Consider the following 17523-nt stretch of genomic DNA (forward strand, 5'->3'; position numbering starts at 1 on the left):
CGCGTGGATTTCCTCCCCATGGCCTTCGCCATTCCGCACCTCCCGACGCGGGCTTCAGTCGTCTCCGCATGACCGGGTCCGATCTCAGCCCGATGCAGGACTACGCCCTGACCGTGGATCGCTTCCTCGATCACGGCGCCAAGTGGCACGGCCGGGCGCGGGTGATCACGGCCGGGGCGAGCGGCGACACGGAGATCGGCTACGCCCTGCTGCGCGACCGGGCCAACCGCCTGTCCGGGGCCCTGCTCTCGCTGGGGCTGAAGCCGGGCGACCGCGTCGCCACACTGGCCTGGAACACCCAGCATCACGTCGAGGTCTGGTACGCCGCCATGGGCGCCGGACTGGTCTGCCACACGCTGAACCCCCGCCTGACAACCGCCCATCTGGCGGCCATGATCACCGAAGCCGGCGACCGGGTTCTGGCGGTCGGGGCCAGCCTCGGCGCGCTGGCCGAAGCGCTCCTCGCCGCCTGCCCGTGCCTGGAGCAGGTGATCCTGCTGGACGGTGACCGGCCATCGGCCGATCCCGGCCGCCTCCCGGCCCATGAGCTGGAGACGCTCCTGTCGGAAGCCGGCGCGCCGACGCCGTGGGGTCAGTTCGACGAACGCTCGCTCGCGGGCCTGTGCTTCACCTCCGGCACCACCGGCGCGCCCAAGGGCGTGGCCTATACGCACCGCTCCAACTACCTGCACACCCTCCGGTCGCTGCAGGCCGACGCAATGGCCCTGACAGCCGCCGACACCATCCTGGTCGCCGTGCCCATGTTCCACGCCAATGCGTGGGGGCTGCCGTTCGCGGCGCCGGCGGTCGGCGCAGGCCTGGTGCTGCCCGGGCGGGTCACCGACGGTCGCAGCCTGATGGAACTGGTCAACCGCCACGGTGTCACTGTGGCGGTCGGCGTGCCGACCGTCTGGCTGGGTCTTCTCGACCATCTCGACGCCGTCGGCGGAGACACGCCAGGCCTCGAGCGGATCATCATCGGGGGCTCCAGCTGCCCGGAGGCCCTCCTGACCCGGATGGAGGCCCGTCTCGGCGTCACTGTCCAGACGAGCTGGGGCATGACGGAGCTGTCGCCCCTCGGGGCCATTTCGCCGCGCAGCGACAAGCCCGGCGCGGCGCGTGGGGCCGGGCGTCCCCCGGTCGGCGTCGACCTTCTGCTGACGGATGCCGGCGGCACGCCCCTGGCCGAGCAGCGCAACACGCTCGGTCATCTGAAAGTGCGAGGGCAGAGCGCGGTGCAGAGCTATTTCGGCGCTTCGGAGAGCGCGCTCGACGCCGACGGCTGGTTCGACACGGGCGACCTCGCGATCATCGACGACGAGGGAAACCTGACCCTCGCCGGCCGCTCCAAGGACCTGATCAAGTCGGGCGGCGAATGGATCAATCCGGTCGAGATCGAGGAGATCGTCGGCGCCCTGCCCGCGGTCAATCTGGTCGCCGTGATCGGACGTCCTGACGCGAAATGGGGCGAGCGTCCGCTGATGGTCGTCGAGCCCGCCAATGGCGGCGACATCGACGAGGGGGCTCTTAAGGCGAGCCTGAAAGGGCGAGTGGCCGACTGGTGGATCCCGGACCGGATCGTCCGCGTCGAGGCCATGCCTCTGGCCGCCACGGGCAAGATCAACAAGACACAGCTTCGCGCCACCTATGGAGGTGCCTAGAATGACCGACGTCTCCGTCATCGAGTCGGCGCGCCGGTTTCAGGATGCGCCGGACCGTCTTGAGGTTCAGGTCATGTCCACGCCCGTCCGCACCCCTCGCCGCAAGGCCGAGCAACGCGCCGAGAGCCTCGAACAGATCCTCGACGCGGCGGAGGAGCTGTTCTCCAAACACGGCCTGCACGGGGTGACGGTCAAGGACATCGCCGACAAGGTGGGCGTCCACAAATCGCTGGTGCACTACTATTTCGAAGACAAGCAGGACGTCTTCGACAAGGTGATGGCCCGCCGCGCGCCGGTCACAAGCGGCCGACGGATGGAAGCGCTGGACGCCTATGAGAAGGCGGCGAACGGCAAGCCGACGGTGGAGGGCGCCCTGCGGGCCTTCCTCGACACCGATCTGGACACCTATTCGACGGGCGGCGAAGGCTGGCGCTATTTCGGGGCGCTGGGCGCACAGCTGAACAACACTCCCGCCTGGGGCGCGGAGGTCATGGACCGGCTGTTCGACCCGGTGGTCCTTCGCCTCATCGGCCTGCTGAAGCAGGCGATGCCGGGCTGTCCCGAGGAGGATATCTTCTGGGGCTACCATTTCACGACGGGGGCCCTGACGCTGAGCCTGGCCCGTACAGGCCGTATCGACCACCTTTCGGGAGGCCTGTGCCGGTCGGACGATTTCGAGGCCATCAAGGCGCGAATGGCGACCTTCATGGCCCACGGCTTCGTCGGCATGTGCGAGAGCCGGGCCGCGGAACGACGGAAGACGTCGCCCGATGAGTGAGGTCGGCGGCCTTCCGCTGGCGTCAGACGCCGGAGCCGCGGGCTTCGACGCGGCGCGTCTCGACCACATGGCCGCCTGGATGGCGGACATGGTCGGGACCGGACAGGTGGCGGGGGCCTCGACCCTGCTGATGCGGCACGGACAGGTCGTCGACTTCAGAACCTTCGGCAAGGCACGGCTCGGCGATCAAGCGCCGCTCGCCGCTGATACGATGTTCCGCATCTACTCCATGACCAAGCCGGTCACGGCCGTGGCCATGATGATCCTGTTCGAGGAAGGCCGCTGGCGCCTCGACGACCCGATCACGAAATTCCTGCCGGAATTCGAGGGGCAGAAGGTCTTCGCGGGCATGGACGCGGACGGCTCCATGCGGCTCGAGGACGCGACCCGTCCACCGTCAATGCGGGAGCTGATGAGCCACACGGCCGGCCTCGGCTATGGACTGTTCGACGTCCATCCGGTCGAGCGGGCCTATGGTGAGAAGGCCGTGCTCTCGGCGGGCAGTCTCGACGAGCTCGCGCGCCGCGCCGCCGACATTCCGCTGATGTTTCAGCCGGGTACGGAATGGTTCTATTCCGTTGCCTCAGACCTGCTGGGCCTGATCGTCGAAAGGCTCTCGGGCCAGACCCTCGGCGCCTTCCTTCAGGACCGCATCTTCGGCCCGCTGCGGATGGCGGATACGGGATTCCACACCCGCGCGGACAACGAACACCGCCTCGCCGGTCTCTATGCCGACGACGGCGCCGGCGGTCTGAAGACCGCCACCCACACCTTCGGCGTACCGATCCACGACATCACCACCCGGCCGCCGTTCGAGGGCGGTGGCGGCGGGCTTGTCTCGACGACGACGGACTATGCCCGCTTCTGCCAGATGATCCTGAACCGGGGAGAGCTGGACGGCGTCCGCATCCTGTCGCCTGAAACCGTCGCGCTTATGGGCACCAACGTCATTCCCGACGCCGTGCTGGACACAACCAATCCCCTGCGGCTGCTGCCGTTCAGCCGCGCCTTCGGCTTCGGGCTCGGCTTCTCCATCGTGCTCGACCCGACGGCTCTGGGCGTCTCCGAAGGCAGGGGCACGCTGAGCTGGGGCGGCGGCGGCGGCACCTGGTTCTGGGTCGACCCGGCCAGTGACATCGCCTTCGTCGGCATGATCCAGCGGATGGCCGACCCGGTCAGCGACACCTTCCGACGGACCGCCCGCACCTTCGTCTACCGGGCCCTGACCCATCCAGAAAAATAGACGGGCGCAAGACCCGCTTCATCGAGGAAACGATCATGAGCTCGACGCCTGTCGCATCCGGAGCCCCGCCCACCGCCAGATCGCCGGTCGGGCGAAGCGCATGGGTCGCGCTGGGCCTGTTGTGGTTCATCTATGTGCTCAACTTCCTCGATCGGCAGCTGCTGTCGATCCTGGCCAAGCCGATCCAGGACGCCCTGCACATCACCGACGGACAGCTGGGGCTGTTGGGCGGCCTGTTTTTCGCGTTCTTCTACTGCTTCATCGCCATTCCTGTTGGGTGGCTGGCGGACCGCACCAACCGGGTGGCTGTGGTGTCCATCGCCTGCGGCATCTGGAGCGCCGCGACCATGGCCTGCGGCCTGTCGCGCAACTTCGGTCAGCTTGCCGCATCGCGGATGACCGTCGGCTTCGGCGAGGCGGGCGGCGTGCCGCCGTCCTACGCCATCGTCACCGATTACTTTCCGCCGGGCCGCCGTGGAATGGCGCTGGGCATCTACAACCTCGGCCCTCCGGTCGGAGCGGCGCTGGGCATCGCCTTCGGCGCCTCGATCGCCGCCGCCTTCAGCTGGCGCGACGCCTTCGTCGCCATCGGGGTGGTGGGTCTGATCGTGGCCGTCGCCACGCCCTTCCTGGTCAAGGAGCCGCCGCGCGGCGGACTGGATCAGGCCGTCGGCGCGCCGCCGCCGGAACGCGCGCCCTTCTGGGGCACGGTGCGCATGTTCTTCTCGCGCCCGACGCTGGTGCTGGCAGCCTTCGCCAGCGGCATCACCCAGATCATCACCTATGGCCTGGGCAATTTCGCCGTCCTGTTCCTGATGCGCGAGAAGGGCATGACCCTGAACGACGTGGCGCTCTGGTACGCACTGGTCGTCGCCATCGGCATGGGTGGAGGGATCTTCGCTTCCGGCTGGCTGATCGACCGGTTCACCCGGCGCTCGAAGAAGGCCTATGCCCTGCTGCCCGCCATGTCGCTGGCGCTGGCCCTGCCCTTCTACGTCGCCTTCGTCTGGGCTCCGTCATGGCCGCTGGCGCTGGCCCTGCTCAGCGGCCCGACGTTCCTCAACTATTTCTACCTCTCGTCCTCGGTGGCCCTGGTGCAGGAAGAGGTGAAGCCGAACCAGCGGGTGATGTCGGGCGCCCTGCTGCTGCTGGTGATGAACTTCATCGGCATGGGCGTGGGCCCGACCTATGTCGGCGCCGCCAGCGACTTCTTCAGCGCCGCCCACCCGGACAACTCGCTGCAGCTGGCGCTCTACACCCTGACGCCCGTCTATGTGGCCGCCGTGTGCCTGTTCCTGTGGCTGGCCAAGCTGCTGGGGCGTGACACCTCGAGAGCCGGAGACGCCCAATGACCTCGTTGCTGAACCGCGTCGCCCGGACGGCGGCCGCCGCCTGCATTGCCGGCGTTCTGCTGGCCGGGGCCGGACGCGCCTCGGCGCGTCCCGAAATCCCCACCGTCACCGCGCCCGCCGGCGCCGTGCGCGGCCGGGTCGAGGGCGACATCCTGTCGTTCAAGGGCATTCCCTACGCCGCGCCGCCGGTGGGTCAGAACCGCTGGCGCCCCCCCCTGCCCGCCGCGTCATGGACAGGGGTGAAGGACGCTAGCGTCTATGGACCGGCCTGCATCCAGCCGACGCCCGGTGCGCCGAACGTCTATTCGGACAACCTCGGCGCCACGAGCGAGGACTGTCTGACGCTTAATGTCTGGACCGGATCGACGCACGGCAAGGCGCCGGTCATCGTCTGGATACACGGCGGCGCGCTCGTCGCCGGCTCCAGCAAGGAGAGACTGTACGACGGAGCCCGGCTCGCGTCCGAAGGCGTCGTGGTCGTCTCGATCAACTATCGTCTGGGCGTGCTGGGCTATCTGGCCCACCCCGATCTCAGCGCCGAATCCCCCGCCGGCATATCCGGCAACTATGGACTGCTGGACCAGATTCAGGCGCTGCGCTGGGTGCAGGCCAATATCGAAGCGTTCGGCGGCGATCCCGACAACGTCACCATCGCCGGGGAATCCGCCGGCGGGCTCAGCGTCATGTATCTGCTGGCGTCGCCCTTGGCCCGAGACCTGTTCGACAAGGCCATCGCCCAGAGCGCCTACATGATATCGACGCCCGAGCTGAAGACGGCCAGGTTTGGCGCGCCTTCCGCCGAAGGCGCCGGCTCGGCCCTCGCCCTGCGGCTCCAGGCGCCGAGCCTGCGCGTCCTGCGCGGCATGGACCCGCAGACCCTGACGGACCAGGCGGCCATGTCTGGCTTCGGGCCGTTCGGCGTCGTCGACGGCGTGGTCCTGCCGCGCCAGTTGGTCGATGTCTTCGACCGGGGCGAGCAGGCGCAGGTTCCGATCCTCGCCGGCTTTAACAGCGGGGAGATCCGGTCGCTGCGAATTCTCGCTCCGCCCGCCCCGGCGAGCGCCGCGGACTACGAGCGCATCATTCGGGAGCGCTACGGCGATCTCGCGGACGAGTTCCTGCGGCTTTACCCCTCCTCCGGGCTGGCCGAGAGCATTCTGGCGACGACGCGTGACGCCCTCTACGGCTGGACGTCGGAGCGGCTGGTGCGCTCCCAGACGGCGGCGGGTCATCCCTCCTTCCTCTACCTGTTCGATCACGGCTATCCGGCGGCGGACCAAGCGGGCCTGCACGGCTTCCACGCCAGCGAACTGCCCTACATGTTCGGCAATCTTCAACGGACGCCGCCGCGCTGGCCGCGGATACCGGCGGAACCGGGCGAGGCCGCCCTATCGGACGCCATGGTCGATTACTGGACCAGCTTCGCACGGACGGGACAGCCGGAAGCCGGCGGTGCGCCGCGGTGGTCACCCTACGCCGCCGATGGAGCCTATATGGCGTTCAGGGCCGCGCCTGAACCGTCCGCAGGTCTCATGCCCGGCATGTTCGCTCTCCATGAACAGACGATGTGCCGGCGACGGGCCGGCGGCAGCCTTGCGTGGAACTGGAACACAGGGCTGGCCTCTCCTGTCCTGCCGCCGGCCGATCCGGCCTGCCGGTGATCTGCTGGCCGGGCAGCGGTCAGTTCTGGCGCGCCGGAGACCTGTTCTGCAGTCGCGCCCGGACCGAAACCAGTCCGTCCAGCAGGAGAGCGGTTTCGTCCGTTTCACGGCAGCCGCCGCCGAGAATGCGGCGGATCGCCCGCACATGGACCTCGACTGAAGGCCAGTCCCAGACGGAGCCGCGGTCGCTGATCTCGCACAGGCTGAAGGCGGCCGGGTGGAGAGGCCCCGTGTCGAAGAAGCCCGCGAGGTCGAGCAGGGCCGCCGCGCCGTCATAGATTTCAGCCTGCCGCCGCGCCGCGCAGGCCTCCTCCAGCCGACTCAGGATCACTCCGAGAGCCTCCATCGCGGCGTCGCGATGATGCGCGAGGGCGCTGTCGGCCGCCCCCAGCGCCTCTTCCACGGAACGCCCACCGGGCGCGCTCATCTTCCGCGCCAGATTGGTGCGGTACTTGAAGACCTTGGCCTCGGTCATAGGGCGACCCTTCTGGGCTTGATGAGGGTGTCGATGTCGGCCTGATCCATATTGGCCTCGACGGCCGCTCCGACATGGGTGGACAGATCGCCCGCACGACGTCCGGGCACACCAAGGGGCGGGCCGAGATTCCGCACCCGGCGATCAGGCCCTACGTAGGTTTCCGACTTGACGAATTCGCGCTCGTCGCTCGCCAGCCACAGGATGCGCTGGAGCAGGACGCCGGGCGTGATGGGCTTGGTGACAATGAAACTGGCGCCGCAGTCGCGGCTTTTCTGCACGCTCGACGGGGCGGCGTGGCCGGTGAGCATGATGGCCGGTGTCAGGCAGGTCGGCTGAGGCGCCTCGCGGCGCAGCCAGCGGATGAAGTCGTAACCGTCCATCTGCGGCATCGCGCAGTCGACGAGGATCAGATCGACCATGCGGCGTCTGAGGATTTCGGTCGCCTCGATGGCGGATCCGCAGCGGATCTGCTCGCGCACTCCGAAACCCTGGACGACCGAGCTCAGGATATCGAGCGCCTGCGAGTTGTCGTCGATCAGCAGGACCGAGGCGTGCTCGAGGTTGACGCGTGCGGAAGATCGCGGCGAACGGCTCATCGGATCAGTCGAACAGCGCCAGATCGCCGGCCATGGCGGATTGCGGCGTCACGTCGCCGAGGTTCAGGACCGGGCCTCGCAACCGGTCAGCCAGATCGGTCAGTGGGACAAGGTCGAGGGCGGCGGCGATCGGATGGCCCTCCGCCACCCCTCGGGACAGGTCCTCCAGCGCCTGCAATCGCTGGCCGAGCGCGTCGATGGCCTGCGCCTGGACGAGCACCCCCGCCCGGTCCGCGGTCGCCACGACCCGGGCATGGTCCAGCACCAGACCCGCCAATCCGTCGACGGTCTCGCGCATCGTGGCGAACTCGGAGGACAGGGCAGAAAGCAGGCTGGTCGTCTGAGCCGGCGTCATCAGAACAGCTCCAGTGCACCGGCGTCGGCGACCGGCGCGGGTCGAATGACTTCCGGCGCAACAGCCATGGCGTCGGCCACCGGGCGCTGCATCGCGCGACCGGACACCGGCCAGTACTGCACGCGTCGCCCGCCCGCGCCACGCAGGCTGCCACCGACATGGGCGATGCCCTCGTCGCGCAGAAAACGCTCGGCGAAGTCGGCATTCGCCTGCCCTACATCGCGCAGCGCATCGAACATCCGCCCCCCGCCGAAAAGCTTGGCCTCGAGCCGGTCCCGCCGCCCGCCCGCCTTGAGGCAGTCGTTGATCAGCACTTCCATGGCGTAGGCCCCGTAGCGGCGGCCGGCGTCGGTCCCGCCGCCCTGCCCTTCCGGCAGCAGGAAATGGTTCATGCCGCCGACCCCGGCCACGGGGTCGCGCAGGCACATGGAGACGCAACTGCCCAGTATGGTGGTCAGCAGAACCGACGGGTCATCGGTGACCTGGTGCTCGCCCTGCCCGACATGGACCCGTCGGGACGGCGGCGCGAGGACGGCTGGCGCGGTCATGTCAGGGGGCCGAAGACGCCCTCGACCTTGTCCTTCAGCTGGGCGACGGTGAAGGGCTTCACGAGGTAGTTGTTGACCCCGAACTGCACCGCGCGCTGAACCAGCTCCCGGTCGGCCCGCCCCGTCAGCATGATGAAGGCGGCGCCCGCCGTCGGCGGGTGGGCCCGCACGGCGCGCAACAGGCCGAGCCCGTCGAGCTTGGGCATGTTGAAGTCCGAGATCACGAGATGCGCCGGTTTGACGATCATCTCGCGCAGCCCGGCCTCGCCGTCGGCCGCCTCCCGGAATTCGCGGAAGCCGAGCTGTTGCAGGCTCGTGCGGATCAGGGATCGCATCGACAACTGGTCGTCGACGATCAGGGTATGGATGGTGGACGCGGCGGGCATACTGATGGACCTCAGGCGGGTTCGGCGCACAGATCGAGAATGGCGGCGGGCAGGCGGGACAGGGGGAGCTGGCGCTCGACGGCGCCCAGCTCGAACGCGGCCTTCGGCATGCCGTAGACGACGCAGCTGGCCTCATCCTGACCGAGGGTGCCGGCGCCGGCCTGACGCATCGCCAGCAGGCCCTGGGCGCCATCGCGGCCCATGCCCGTCAGGATCACGCCCGTCATCGGCCGGCGCAGCGCCGCAACGGACCGGAACAGCACGTCCACCGACGGCCGGTGGCCGCTGACGGTATCGGATCGCACCAGCCGGCAGCGCGGCGTGACGCCGGCGACCTCGAGATGGGCCTCGCCGCCCGGCGCGATGTAGACGCAGCCGCGAGCCAACGGAGCGCCGTCCGTGGCCTCGCGGACCGTCGCCGCCGAGGCGCGGTCCAGCCGCGCCGCAAAACTGGGCGTGAAGGTGGCCGGCATGTGCTGGGTGACGACGGTGGCCGGGCAGTCTGCGGGGAAGGCCGAGATGATGCCCAGCAGCGCCTCGACCCCGCCCGTGGAAGCTCCGATGGCGAGCACATGGTCGGCGGCGGCGCGGTAGGTCGCGGACGTCGGCGCCGGTCTGGCGGTCGCGCCGCCGCCGGCCCTGACGCGCGAGCGGGCGGCGACCTTCACCTTTGTCGCCAGATCGGCGAAGGCTTCCATCGCCGTGACGCCGGCCCCCGGCTTGCCCACCGCGTCCACCGCGCCGAGCTCCAGCGCGGCGAGCGTCACCTCCGCGCCGGCCTGTGTCAGGGTGGAGACCATGACGACCGGCATGGGCCGCAGCCGCATGATCTTCTCGAGGAACTCCAGCCCGTTCATGTTGGGCATCTCGACGTCGAGGGTGATGACGTCGGGGTTCAGACGCTTGATTGCTTCGCGGGCTTCCAGCGGATCGCAGGCCGAGCCGAGCACCTCGATCTCGGGATCCCGGCGCAGCGCCGCGGTGATCAGCCCGCGCATGGTCGGGCTGTCGTCGACGACCAGAACGGAAACGGTCATGCGGCCAGCCTGTAGGTGGTCAGGCCGCTGGTGCTCAGCCGGGCGGCGGCGGGGCCGCTGACCCGTTCCGAATGGCCGATGTAGAGGGTGGCGTCGGGACTCATCACCGGCACGAACCGGCTCCACACCCGCTCCTGCGTCGCGTCGTCGAAATAGATCACGACGTTGCGGCAGAAGACGACATCGAACCGCCCCTTCATCGGCCAGTCGCCGATCAGGTTCAGCTCGCGGAAGCTGACCAGCCGGCGCAGGGTGTCGTTGGCGCTGAAGCGGTCCGGACCGTGCGCCGGAGCCTTGTCGAACCAGCGGTGGCGCAGTAGGGCCGGGGCGGCGGCGAGCGCCTCTTCCGAATAGATTCCGGCCGCGCCCTCGGCGACCATGTTCGGATCGATGTCGGTGGCGAGGATGCGGACGTCCAGTTCGGCGGCCTCGGGCAGGACCGACAGCACGGTCATGGCCATCGAATAGGGCTCCTGTCCGTTCGAACAGGCTGCGGACCACAGCCGCACCCGGCCGCCGGACCTCGCCCGGGCCGCCAGCCCCGGCATGACGACGTCGCGCAGGTGGTCGAAGTGGTGGGGCTCGCGGAAGAAGCGGGTCACATTCGTGGTCAGGGCGGCAGTCATGGCCTGCCGTTCGTCGACGCCGTCGACGCCCTCGATCAGGGCGCAGTAGTCGCGGAAGCTGCGCAGACCGAGCGCACGCAGCCGTTTGGCCAGCCGCGAATAGACCAGCGCCGCCTTGCCCTCGTTCAGCGCGATGCCGGCGTGGGCGTGCAGGATGTTGGCGATATGGCGAAAGTCCTCGGCGGTGAAGACGAACTCGCCTTCGACCAGGGCTTCGCGACCAGCGGCGTGGGTCATGCGGCCTCGGCCTCGCTCTCGGGAACGATCCACTCCAGTTCGAGCAGGCTGATCATCCGTCCATCGACGGCGAAGATGCCCTTGACGAAGGTGCGCACCTGATCACTGGCGACGTCCGGCGTCGGCTGAACCGCGTCCTCGGTCAGCTGGATGATGTCGGACACGGCGTCGACCAGCAGGCCGACGGTCCGCCCGCCGATGTGAGCCACCATGATGACGTGCCGCGCCGTCGGCTCGGAGGTGCTGAGGCCCAGCCGGGCGCCCAGATCGACGATCGGCAGCACGGCGCCGCGCAGGTTGATGACGCCCTTCATATAGCCCGGCGCGCGCGGCAGTGGGGTGGCGGGCGTCCAGCCGCGGATCTCCCGCACCGACATGATGTCGACGCAGAATTCCTGCCGGCCGATGCGGAAGGCGATCAATTCGCGGGCGGCCGCGGCGGCCGTCGGGACGATATCGGACATGGATCAGCTCGCGAGTTTCAATTCAGGTCGCGCCGAGCGGCGGCGTGCGTTGGCGACGATGGCGTCGACGTCGAGGATCAGGGCGACCCGCCCGTCGCCGAGAATGGTGGCGGCGGCGACGCCCTCGACCTGGCGGTAGTTGGTCTCGAGGCTCTTGATCACCACCTGGCGCTGACCCTGGATGGCGTCGAACAGCAGGGCGGCGCGGGCCCCGGACTCGGTCTCGACAATCACCGCCACGCCGTCGGACGGGGTCAGGGCCGCATCCCGGAAGCCCATCACCATGCCGACGTCGATCAGGGGCGTGAACTGCTCCCTGAACAGGATCACCGCATCGTGGCCGCCGACGTAATGCACATCGCCGGGGCGCGGCGTCAGGCTTTCAACAATCGCGGTCAGGGGCGCGACCAAGGTCTGGTCGGCGGCCGAGACCACCATCCCGTCCAGCACCGCCAGCGTCAGCGGCAGGCTGAGGGTGAAGGTCGAGCCCTTCCCCGGAACCGAGGCGATGGAGATGCGGCCGCCCAGCGCCTGGATCGACTTGCGGACGACGTCCATGCCCACGCCGCGACCCGAGATGTCGGAAATGGCGTCGGCGGTCGAGAAGCCGGGCAGGAAGATCAGGTTGTCGATTTCGTCGTCCGTCAGCACCGCGTCCTCCACGATCAGACCGCGTGAGACGGCGATGCCGCGCACCCGTTCGCGGTTGATGCCCCGGCCGTCGTCGCTGATCTCGATGACGATGCGGCCGGACCGGTGAAGGGCGGCGAGACGGACTGTCCCCTCGCCCGACTTGCCGGCCGCCAGCCGGTCCTCGGGCATTTCCAGCCCGTGGTCGATGGCGTTGCGGATCATGTGGGTGATGGGTTCCGCCAGCCGCTCCACCACCGTCTTGTCGACCTCGGTGGCTTCGCCCTCGGTGAGGAGGCGGACGCGCTTGCCGGTCATTTCACCGACCTCGCGCACCAGACGCGGCATGCGCTGGAACACGGACTTCACCGGCTGGGCCCGGATGGCCATGACGCTGTCCTGGATTTCGCGGGTCAGCAGTTCCAGGTCCTCGAGCCCGACAGAGATGCCCGATGAGCGGGCGAGGCCGCTCTCGATGACGCGCTGGGCCAGCATGGCCTGCTGGATGACCAGTTCGCCGACGACGTTGATCAGCCGGTCGACGCGGTCGAGGTCCACGCGGATGGTCACGGCCGCCTGTGCGGCGGGAGCCGGGGTGGCCGCGGCCGTGGGCGCGGCGACCGGAACAACCGGGGCAACCTCGACAACGGGAGGCGCGGACTCGATGACCGGCGCCTCGGCGGTCGCGCGGGCGAGGAGCGCGGCGATGTCCAGATCAGGAGCCGAATCCGGCGCGTCGGTCGCCGCGGGCGCGTCTGACAGGGCTTCCACCGTCAGGTCGCAGTCGGCTTCCACGAAGTCGAACGCTTCCCGGACCGACGCCTCGTCCACGACGGCGGCGAGGTCCAGGGTCCAGGTCAGATAGGCCTCTTCCGCCACGAGTTCCGCCAGGTCCGGCAGTGCGGAGGCGTCCAGCGCGACCTCGACGGGGCCGAGCCGCGACAGCTCGCGCAGCAGCAGGGCGGTCTCGTTGGCCTTGGCGTACATCCGCGCGTGAGGTCGGAATGTCACCCGCCATCCGGACGCAGCCGCCGGCTCGGGAGCCGCAAGCGTCGAGAAGTCGAAGGCGACGGGCCGGAAGCCGAACTCGTCCGCTTCCGGAAGGGCAAGCACATCGGCGATGGCCGCCGGCGCCGCGCCGCCGTGAGTCAGGGCCTCGAGCTCGGCCACGAGGGCGGCGGAGCGCGCCTCGTCCACCGGCGCCGCCTGGCCGCGGGCCGCCGATACGTGGTCGGCCAGCACGTCTGAGGCGCGGAGCAGCGCCTTGACGGTCGGCGGATCGCAGGGCTTGCGGCCCGCCCGCAGTTCGTCGAGCAAGGTTTCGAAGACGTGGGCGAAGCGGACGAGGTCTTCGAGACCGAAGGCCCCTGCCCCGCCCTTCACCGAATGGACGGCGCGGAAGACGGCGTTGATGGTCTCGTCGTCAGCCGAACCCGCCTCGATGGCCAGCAGGCCGGTTTCGAGGTCGCCCAGCAGTTCGTCGCACTCCTGGAAGAAGGTGACCTTGATGGCTTCAAAGGGATCGGCGGCGTCGGTCATCTCAGGCGGCCACCCGGCGCACGGCGTCGACCAGCTTGACCGGGTCGAACGGCTTGACGATCCAGCCCGTGGCGCCGGCGTCGCGGGCGCGCTGCTTCTTGGCGGCGTCGCTCTCGGTGGTCAGCACGAGGACCGGCGTGGCCCGGTGCTTCGGGTCGGCGCGCACGCCCTCGATGAAGCCGAAGCCGTCCAGCCGGGGCATGTTGATGTCGGTGATGACCACATCGGCGCCCTCGGCGCTGAGGGTCTCCAGCCCATCGACCCCGTCGACGGCCTGGATCACGCGGTAGCCGGCCTCGACCAGGGCCAGCAGCAGCATGTCGCGCATGGTCCGGGAGTCGTCGACGGTGAGTACGGTCTTGGTCACGCGGGTTCTCTCTGGGCCAGTGCGTAGTCGGTCGCGCCGAAGGCGTTCCATTGGGCGGCGAAGGCTTCCGACGCCTGATCGATCTGCAGGCTGAGGCCGTCCCGCGCCCATGTCTGCTGGGCGGAGATCAGCACCTGAAGGCAGAGGGCGCCGAGCCGTTCGACGGCCGAACCGTCGATGACGACAGGCTGTCCCCTCAGCGCCAGAAGATCATCACGGAGGGGGGCCGCCTGCTGGATATCCAGCACGGCAGGAAGGACGAGGGCGGCGGTCATCAGAACTCTTCCCAGCCGTCCTCGATCGCGTGGGGCTTCAGCGCCGCCCCTCCCCGACCGACCGTCTTGAGGGCTGCGACGGGCCGGCTGGCGGGCCGCGGAGCGGGACGGGCCGCCGGCGCCGGCGCGCCGATCTGGAAGCGGGCCACCGAGCCGGCGAGGCTCTCCGCCTCCTGCGACAGGGAGTGGCTGGCCGCGGTCGACTGCTCGACCATGGCGGCATTCTGCTGGGTCACCTGATCCATCTGGTTGACGGCGGTGTTGACCTGCTGAAGGCCGGTGGCCTGCTCCTGGGCGGAGGCCGCGATCTCGGAGACGAGGCCGTCGATCTCCGCCACGCGGCCGACGATGCGTTGCAGCGCCTCTCCGGTCTGTCCGACCAGATTCACACCTGAGTTGACCTGATTGGTCGAGGCCGAGATCAGCACCTTGATCTCCTTCGCCGCCTCGGCGGAGCGCTGGGCCAGAGCCCGCACCTCGGAGGCGACGACCGCGAAGCCGCGTCCTGCGTCACCGGCCCGCGCCGCCTCGACCCCGGCGTTCAGGGCCAGCAGGTTGGTCTGGAAGGCGATCTCGTCGATGACGCCGATGATCTGGCTGATCTCCTGGGCGGATTTCTCGATGGCGCCCATGGCGTCGACCGCATCGCGAACCACGACACCGCTGGTCTCGGCGTCGCCCTTGGCGGCCTTCACCGTTTCCGAGGCCTGACGCGCGCCGGAGGCGGTGCGGTTCACGGTGGCGGTGATCTCGTCCAGCGCCGCGGCGGTCTCTTCGAGACTGGCCGCCTGCTGCTCCGTGCGGCGCGACAGGTCGTCGGCGGCCTGGCTGATTTCGCCTGCGCCCGAACGGATGGCGGAGACGTTGCTCACCACCACCGACATGGCGTCCTTGAGCTGGGCGATCGCCGTGTTGAAGTCCGCCTGCAGCTTCACATAGTCGCCCGGGAAGGTCTGGGTCAGGCTGTAGGTCAGGTCGCCGCGGGTCAGGTGATCCAGACCTTCGGCCAAGGCCTCGACAACCAGCGCCTGCTCGCGCGCCTGGGCCTCGGTGACCGTCTGGTTGCGGGCCCGCTCGGCGTCGGCCGCGGCGCGCTGGGCGACGGCGTCGGCTTCAAGACGGACCTTCTCGATGGCGGCGTCGCGGAAGGCGATGATCGACCGGCCCATTTCCCCGAACTCGTCCTTGCGGACCACGCAGGGTACTTCGAAGTTGGTGTCGCCACCGATCAGGCGACGCATGTAGCCGATCATGTTGGTCACCGGCCCGGCGATGCCGCGGGTCAGAACCCAACCGGCCGCCACGGCGATGAGCAGAGCGGCCGCCAGCCCGGAGAACAGGGCGATCAGCGCATCGTTTGTGGCCTTGGCCTGAGCCGCCCGAACTTCCTCAAGACGGGCCATGCCGATCGTTTTCAGCGCGTCGATCGATTCCTCGATAGCGCCGATGTAGGTGTCCGCCGACCCGTTACGGCCGACCATGGCGATGGCCTGGGCGCGGGTCCCCGGGTTCGCTGCCAGCGCGGCGCCGGGCTGGACGACATTCTTGCGCCAGTCCTCGATGGCGGCTTGGATTTCACCGACATGGCCCTGGACGGCAGGATTTCCGCTCTTGCGCAGTTCCTCCAGAGCCGTCCGGAAATCCGTTCCGTGGGCATCCAGCCGCTCCAGATAATAGCGGTCGTTCGAGACGAGGAAGCCGCGATAGCTGTTCTCCTGTCGGGACAGCTTCAACTCGACCGCGGAGATGGTGCGCATATCCGCATTCGCGGCGCTCCGCGCTGCGCCGGCGACGTCAAGCGCCCGCAGATTCATGAACACGATGGCGCCCATGGCGGCGATGGCGAGCAGCACGGCGGAGAAGGCGATGGCCAGCTTGCGGCCGATGGGGACATTGGTGAGCAGCACGGAATGTTTCCTTCGAAATACGGCGACGCGAAGCGGCCGGAGCCGGAGTTCAGAGCGAGAGGGACAGGGAGCCGACGAGGCGGCCTTCGTAGGGTTCGCCGAAGTCATGGCCGTCGGTGTCGTACCAGCGGACATCCAGCGCGATGCGGTCGGAGAGCTTGCGTTTCACGCCGGCGTTCCAGGCGACGTATTCCGCTCCGCCGTCGGCGGTGCGCTCGCCGAGAGCGACAGAAGCCTTGGTGGCGGCGTCAAGGGCCAGTGACGCCTGCGCCTCAACCCACCACGCCTCGCGCGTCGCCGCGAAGCCGTCGGGCGTGTAGTTCACGCGCAGCCGGGTCCCGACGGGACCCAGCTTCCGCGACACGTCGGCCTGATATTCGATGTTGCTGGGGTCGACGCCCGCGCGCGAGCCCGGGAAGTCCTTGTTCATCGCGGAAAGGTCGAATTCGAAGCCCGCGAACTCCGGCCGGACGCCGATCGTGGTGACGATTTCCGCGTCGGAGCCCTGGCTCAATTCGGCGGTTGAAGCGAAGACGCCGGCGTAGAACAGGCCCGCCGTCGCCTCGACCGATCCGTAGAGGCTGGGCTCGTCCGAGCTCTTGCCGATACCCTTGCCGACGTACTGGCTTGCGACGCCGATCTGGCCGCTGATGTCCTGCGCGAGCGCCGCGGTTGGGGTCAGGACCAGGCCCGCGAAGGCGATGCCGGGGGTGATAAGACGCGTTCTGCGGGTCACGAAACTCTCTCGGAGGTTGCCCCCGCAAACTCCGCCGCACGCTGATATTATTTATGAATCCGGATATACGTAGGAATACCTATGTCGACCGGCCGACAGAGCGCCAGCGAACCTTGTGCGTGGAGGCGCGTATAGCCGCGCGCCGCCTGCGGCCGCTTCCACCGCCGCCAGAAGGATCTCCGGGGACACGGGCGCGGAGATCCAGCCGTTGGCTCCGGCCTCCGCCATGCGGCTGCGGGTCTCCGACGAATGCCCCGCCGAAAGCACGAAGACAGGCGTGTCCGACCTCCGTCCCGACCGGAGGGTCTGAACCAGCGCAGCGCCGTCCCAGCCGGGCAGTTCGACATCCGTCAGGATGAGATCCGGTTGCCTGAGCCCCGGCAGATCTATCGCCCCGCACGGATTGTCCGTCAGGAAGATCGTGTGGCCGGCAGAGGTCAGGATAGTGACGATCACCCCCCGCAGCTCAGTCTCCGGGCCGACAACCAGTATAGTGAAGGTTGATGGCATGCATGGTCCTCGCTTTGGCGGACCCTGACTGACGATGAAGAACAGGCTGTGAGTCCCGGGATAGGTAGAAACCCCTACTCATCTTCCAATCCACCCGATCGTCTGGTGAGATGAGGGCCGATTCGTCCCAAGGCCTT

General features: G+C 68.8%; 19 protein-coding genes. 5 read left to right on the forward strand and 14 right to left on the reverse strand.

Annotated features, from left to right (window positions below; translation table 11 throughout):
* Nucleotides 1-68: 68 nt before the first annotated feature.
* The 5 genes from GGQ87_RS00325 (at nucleotide 69) to GGQ87_RS00345 (ending at nucleotide 6695) form a co-directional block, all read left to right on the forward strand.
* Nucleotides 69-1661: an AMP-binding protein gene (locus GGQ87_RS00325; protein ID WP_245161383.1), complete on the forward strand. Its 1593-nt coding sequence runs from the start codon at nucleotides 69-71 to the stop codon at nucleotides 1659-1661.
* A 73-nt stretch (nucleotides 1662-1734) separates the two neighbouring features.
* Nucleotides 1735-2439 (forward strand): TetR/AcrR family transcriptional regulator, encoded by a 705-nt coding sequence (locus GGQ87_RS00330; RefSeq protein ID WP_168047179.1) that lies wholly within the window; start codon nucleotides 1735-1737, stop codon nucleotides 2437-2439.
* Nucleotides 2432-3682, forward strand: coding sequence for a serine hydrolase domain-containing protein (locus GGQ87_RS00335; RefSeq protein WP_168044748.1), 1251 nt, complete (start codon nucleotides 2432-2434; stop codon nucleotides 3680-3682). Before GGQ87_RS00330 ends, GGQ87_RS00335 begins: the two co-directional genes overlap by 8 nt.
* A gap of 35 nt (nucleotides 3683-3717) precedes the next feature.
* Entirely contained in the window at nucleotides 3718-5034 is a 1317-nt protein-coding gene (locus GGQ87_RS00340) for a spinster family MFS transporter (RefSeq protein WP_168044749.1), read from the forward strand.
* Nucleotides 5031-6695, forward strand: coding sequence for a carboxylesterase/lipase family protein (locus GGQ87_RS00345; protein ID WP_168044750.1), 1665 nt, complete (start codon nucleotides 5031-5033; stop codon nucleotides 6693-6695). Before GGQ87_RS00340 ends, GGQ87_RS00345 begins: the two co-directional genes overlap by 4 nt.
* A 19-nt stretch (nucleotides 6696-6714) precedes the next feature.
* Here GGQ87_RS00345 and GGQ87_RS00350 read toward each other — a convergent pair whose 3' ends face one another.
* From GGQ87_RS00350 to GGQ87_RS00415, 14 genes are read right to left on the reverse strand one after another with little or no spacing between them, the layout of a single operon-like run.
* Nucleotides 6715-7170 (reverse strand): chemotaxis protein CheE, encoded by a 456-nt coding sequence (locus tag GGQ87_RS00350; protein ID WP_168044751.1) that lies wholly within the window; start codon nucleotides 7168-7170, stop codon nucleotides 6715-6717.
* Complete coding sequence (locus GGQ87_RS00355) at nucleotides 7167-7769, reverse strand: response regulator (protein WP_168044752.1); 603 nt, start codon at nucleotides 7767-7769, stop codon at nucleotides 7167-7169. The genes GGQ87_RS00350 and GGQ87_RS00355 overlap by 4 nt, the downstream gene beginning before the upstream one ends.
* A 4-nt stretch (nucleotides 7770-7773) precedes the next feature.
* Nucleotides 7774-8124: a hypothetical protein gene (locus GGQ87_RS00360; RefSeq protein ID WP_168044753.1), complete on the reverse strand. Its 351-nt coding sequence runs from the start codon at nucleotides 8122-8124 to the stop codon at nucleotides 7774-7776.
* On the reverse strand, nucleotides 8124-8672 hold the full coding sequence (locus GGQ87_RS00365) for a chemotaxis protein CheD (RefSeq protein ID WP_168044754.1): 549 nt from the start codon (nucleotides 8670-8672) through the stop codon (nucleotides 8124-8126). The genes GGQ87_RS00360 and GGQ87_RS00365 overlap by 1 nt, the downstream gene beginning before the upstream one ends.
* Nucleotides 8669-9058 (reverse strand): response regulator, encoded by a 390-nt coding sequence (locus tag GGQ87_RS00370; protein WP_168044755.1) that lies wholly within the window; start codon nucleotides 9056-9058, stop codon nucleotides 8669-8671. Before GGQ87_RS00370 ends, GGQ87_RS00365 begins: the two co-directional genes overlap by 4 nt.
* Nucleotides 9059-9069: 11 nt before the next feature.
* Nucleotides 9070-10095, reverse strand: coding sequence for a protein-glutamate methylesterase/protein-glutamine glutaminase (locus GGQ87_RS00375; RefSeq protein WP_168044756.1), 1026 nt, complete (start codon nucleotides 10093-10095; stop codon nucleotides 9070-9072).
* On the reverse strand, nucleotides 10092-10958 hold the full coding sequence (locus GGQ87_RS00380) for a CheR family methyltransferase (protein ID WP_168044757.1): 867 nt from the start codon (nucleotides 10956-10958) through the stop codon (nucleotides 10092-10094). Before GGQ87_RS00380 ends, GGQ87_RS00375 begins: the two co-directional genes overlap by 4 nt.
* On the reverse strand, nucleotides 10955-11422 hold the full coding sequence (locus GGQ87_RS00385) for a chemotaxis protein CheW (protein WP_168044758.1): 468 nt from the start codon (nucleotides 11420-11422) through the stop codon (nucleotides 10955-10957). Before GGQ87_RS00385 ends, GGQ87_RS00380 begins: the two co-directional genes overlap by 4 nt.
* A 3-nt stretch (nucleotides 11423-11425) precedes the next feature.
* Nucleotides 11426-13591, reverse strand: a complete 2166-nt coding sequence (locus GGQ87_RS00390) for a chemotaxis protein CheA (RefSeq protein ID WP_168044759.1) — start codon at nucleotides 13589-13591, stop codon at nucleotides 11426-11428.
* A 1-nt stretch (nucleotide 13592) separates the two neighbouring features.
* Complete coding sequence (locus GGQ87_RS00395) at nucleotides 13593-13958, reverse strand: response regulator (protein ID WP_168044760.1); 366 nt, start codon at nucleotides 13956-13958, stop codon at nucleotides 13593-13595.
* Nucleotides 13955-14233, reverse strand: a complete 279-nt coding sequence (locus GGQ87_RS00400; RefSeq protein WP_168044761.1) for an STAS domain-containing protein — start codon at nucleotides 14231-14233, stop codon at nucleotides 13955-13957. Before GGQ87_RS00400 ends, GGQ87_RS00395 begins: the two co-directional genes overlap by 4 nt.
* Nucleotides 14233-16140: a methyl-accepting chemotaxis protein gene (locus GGQ87_RS00405; RefSeq protein ID WP_342448275.1), complete on the reverse strand. Its 1908-nt coding sequence runs from the start codon at nucleotides 16138-16140 to the stop codon at nucleotides 14233-14235. Before GGQ87_RS00405 ends, GGQ87_RS00400 begins: the two co-directional genes overlap by 1 nt.
* 49 nt (nucleotides 16141-16189) lie before the next feature.
* Nucleotides 16190-16876, reverse strand: coding sequence for a TorF family putative porin (locus tag GGQ87_RS00410; RefSeq protein ID WP_342448276.1), 687 nt, complete (start codon nucleotides 16874-16876; stop codon nucleotides 16190-16192).
* 51 nt (nucleotides 16877-16927) lie between these two features.
* The gene (locus GGQ87_RS00415) at nucleotides 16928-17386 is read right to left on the reverse strand and encodes a response regulator (RefSeq protein WP_168044762.1); all 459 of its coding nucleotides are present in this window, start codon (nucleotides 17384-17386) and stop codon (nucleotides 16928-16930) included.
* Nucleotides 17387-17523 lie beyond the last annotated feature (137 nt).

The organism is Brevundimonas alba, from assembly GCF_011927945.1.
GTDB classification, from domain to species: Bacteria; Pseudomonadota; Alphaproteobacteria; order Caulobacterales; family Caulobacteraceae; genus Brevundimonas; species Brevundimonas alba.

Coding starts and splice junctions, on each gene's coding strand:
- GGQ87_RS00325 (WP_245161383.1), top strand. CDS start 69: ATGACCGGGTCCGATCTCAGCCCGATGCAGGACTACGCCCTGACCGTG.
- GGQ87_RS00330 (WP_168047179.1), top strand. CDS start 1,735: ATGTCCACGCCCGTCCGCACCCCTCGCCGCAAGGCCGAGCAACGCGCC.
- GGQ87_RS00335 (WP_168044748.1), top strand. CDS start 2,432: ATGAGTGAGGTCGGCGGCCTTCCGCTGGCGTCAGACGCCGGAGCCGCG.
- GGQ87_RS00340 (WP_168044749.1), top strand. CDS start 3,718: ATGAGCTCGACGCCTGTCGCATCCGGAGCCCCGCCCACCGCCAGATCG.
- GGQ87_RS00345 (WP_168044750.1), top strand. CDS start 5,031: ATGACCTCGTTGCTGAACCGCGTCGCCCGGACGGCGGCCGCCGCCTGC.
- GGQ87_RS00350 (WP_168044751.1), bottom strand. CDS start 7,170: ATGACCGAGGCCAAGGTCTTCAAGTACCGCACCAATCTGGCGCGGAAG.
- GGQ87_RS00355 (WP_168044752.1), bottom strand. CDS start 7,769: ATGAGCCGTTCGCCGCGATCTTCCGCACGCGTCAACCTCGAGCACGCC.
- GGQ87_RS00360 (WP_168044753.1), bottom strand. CDS start 8,124: ATGACGCCGGCTCAGACGACCAGCCTGCTTTCTGCCCTGTCCTCCGAG.
- GGQ87_RS00365 (WP_168044754.1), bottom strand. CDS start 8,672: ATGACCGCGCCAGCCGTCCTCGCGCCGCCGTCCCGACGGGTCCATGTC.
- GGQ87_RS00370 (WP_168044755.1), bottom strand. CDS start 9,058: ATGCCCGCCGCGTCCACCATCCATACCCTGATCGTCGACGACCAGTTG.
- GGQ87_RS00375 (WP_168044756.1), bottom strand. CDS start 10,095: ATGACCGTTTCCGTTCTGGTCGTCGACGACAGCCCGACCATGCGCGGG.
- GGQ87_RS00380 (WP_168044757.1), bottom strand. CDS start 10,958: ATGACCCACGCCGCTGGTCGCGAAGCCCTGGTCGAAGGCGAGTTCGTC.
- GGQ87_RS00385 (WP_168044758.1), bottom strand. CDS start 11,422: ATGTCCGATATCGTCCCGACGGCCGCCGCGGCCGCCCGCGAATTGATC.
- GGQ87_RS00390 (WP_168044759.1), bottom strand. CDS start 13,591: ATGACCGACGCCGCCGATCCCTTTGAAGCCATCAAGGTCACCTTCTTC.
- GGQ87_RS00400 (WP_168044761.1), bottom strand. CDS start 14,233: ATGACCGCCGCCCTCGTCCTTCCTGCCGTGCTGGATATCCAGCAGGCG.
- GGQ87_RS00415 (WP_168044762.1), bottom strand. CDS start 17,386: ATGCCATCAACCTTCACTATACTGGTTGTCGGCCCGGAGACTGAGCTG.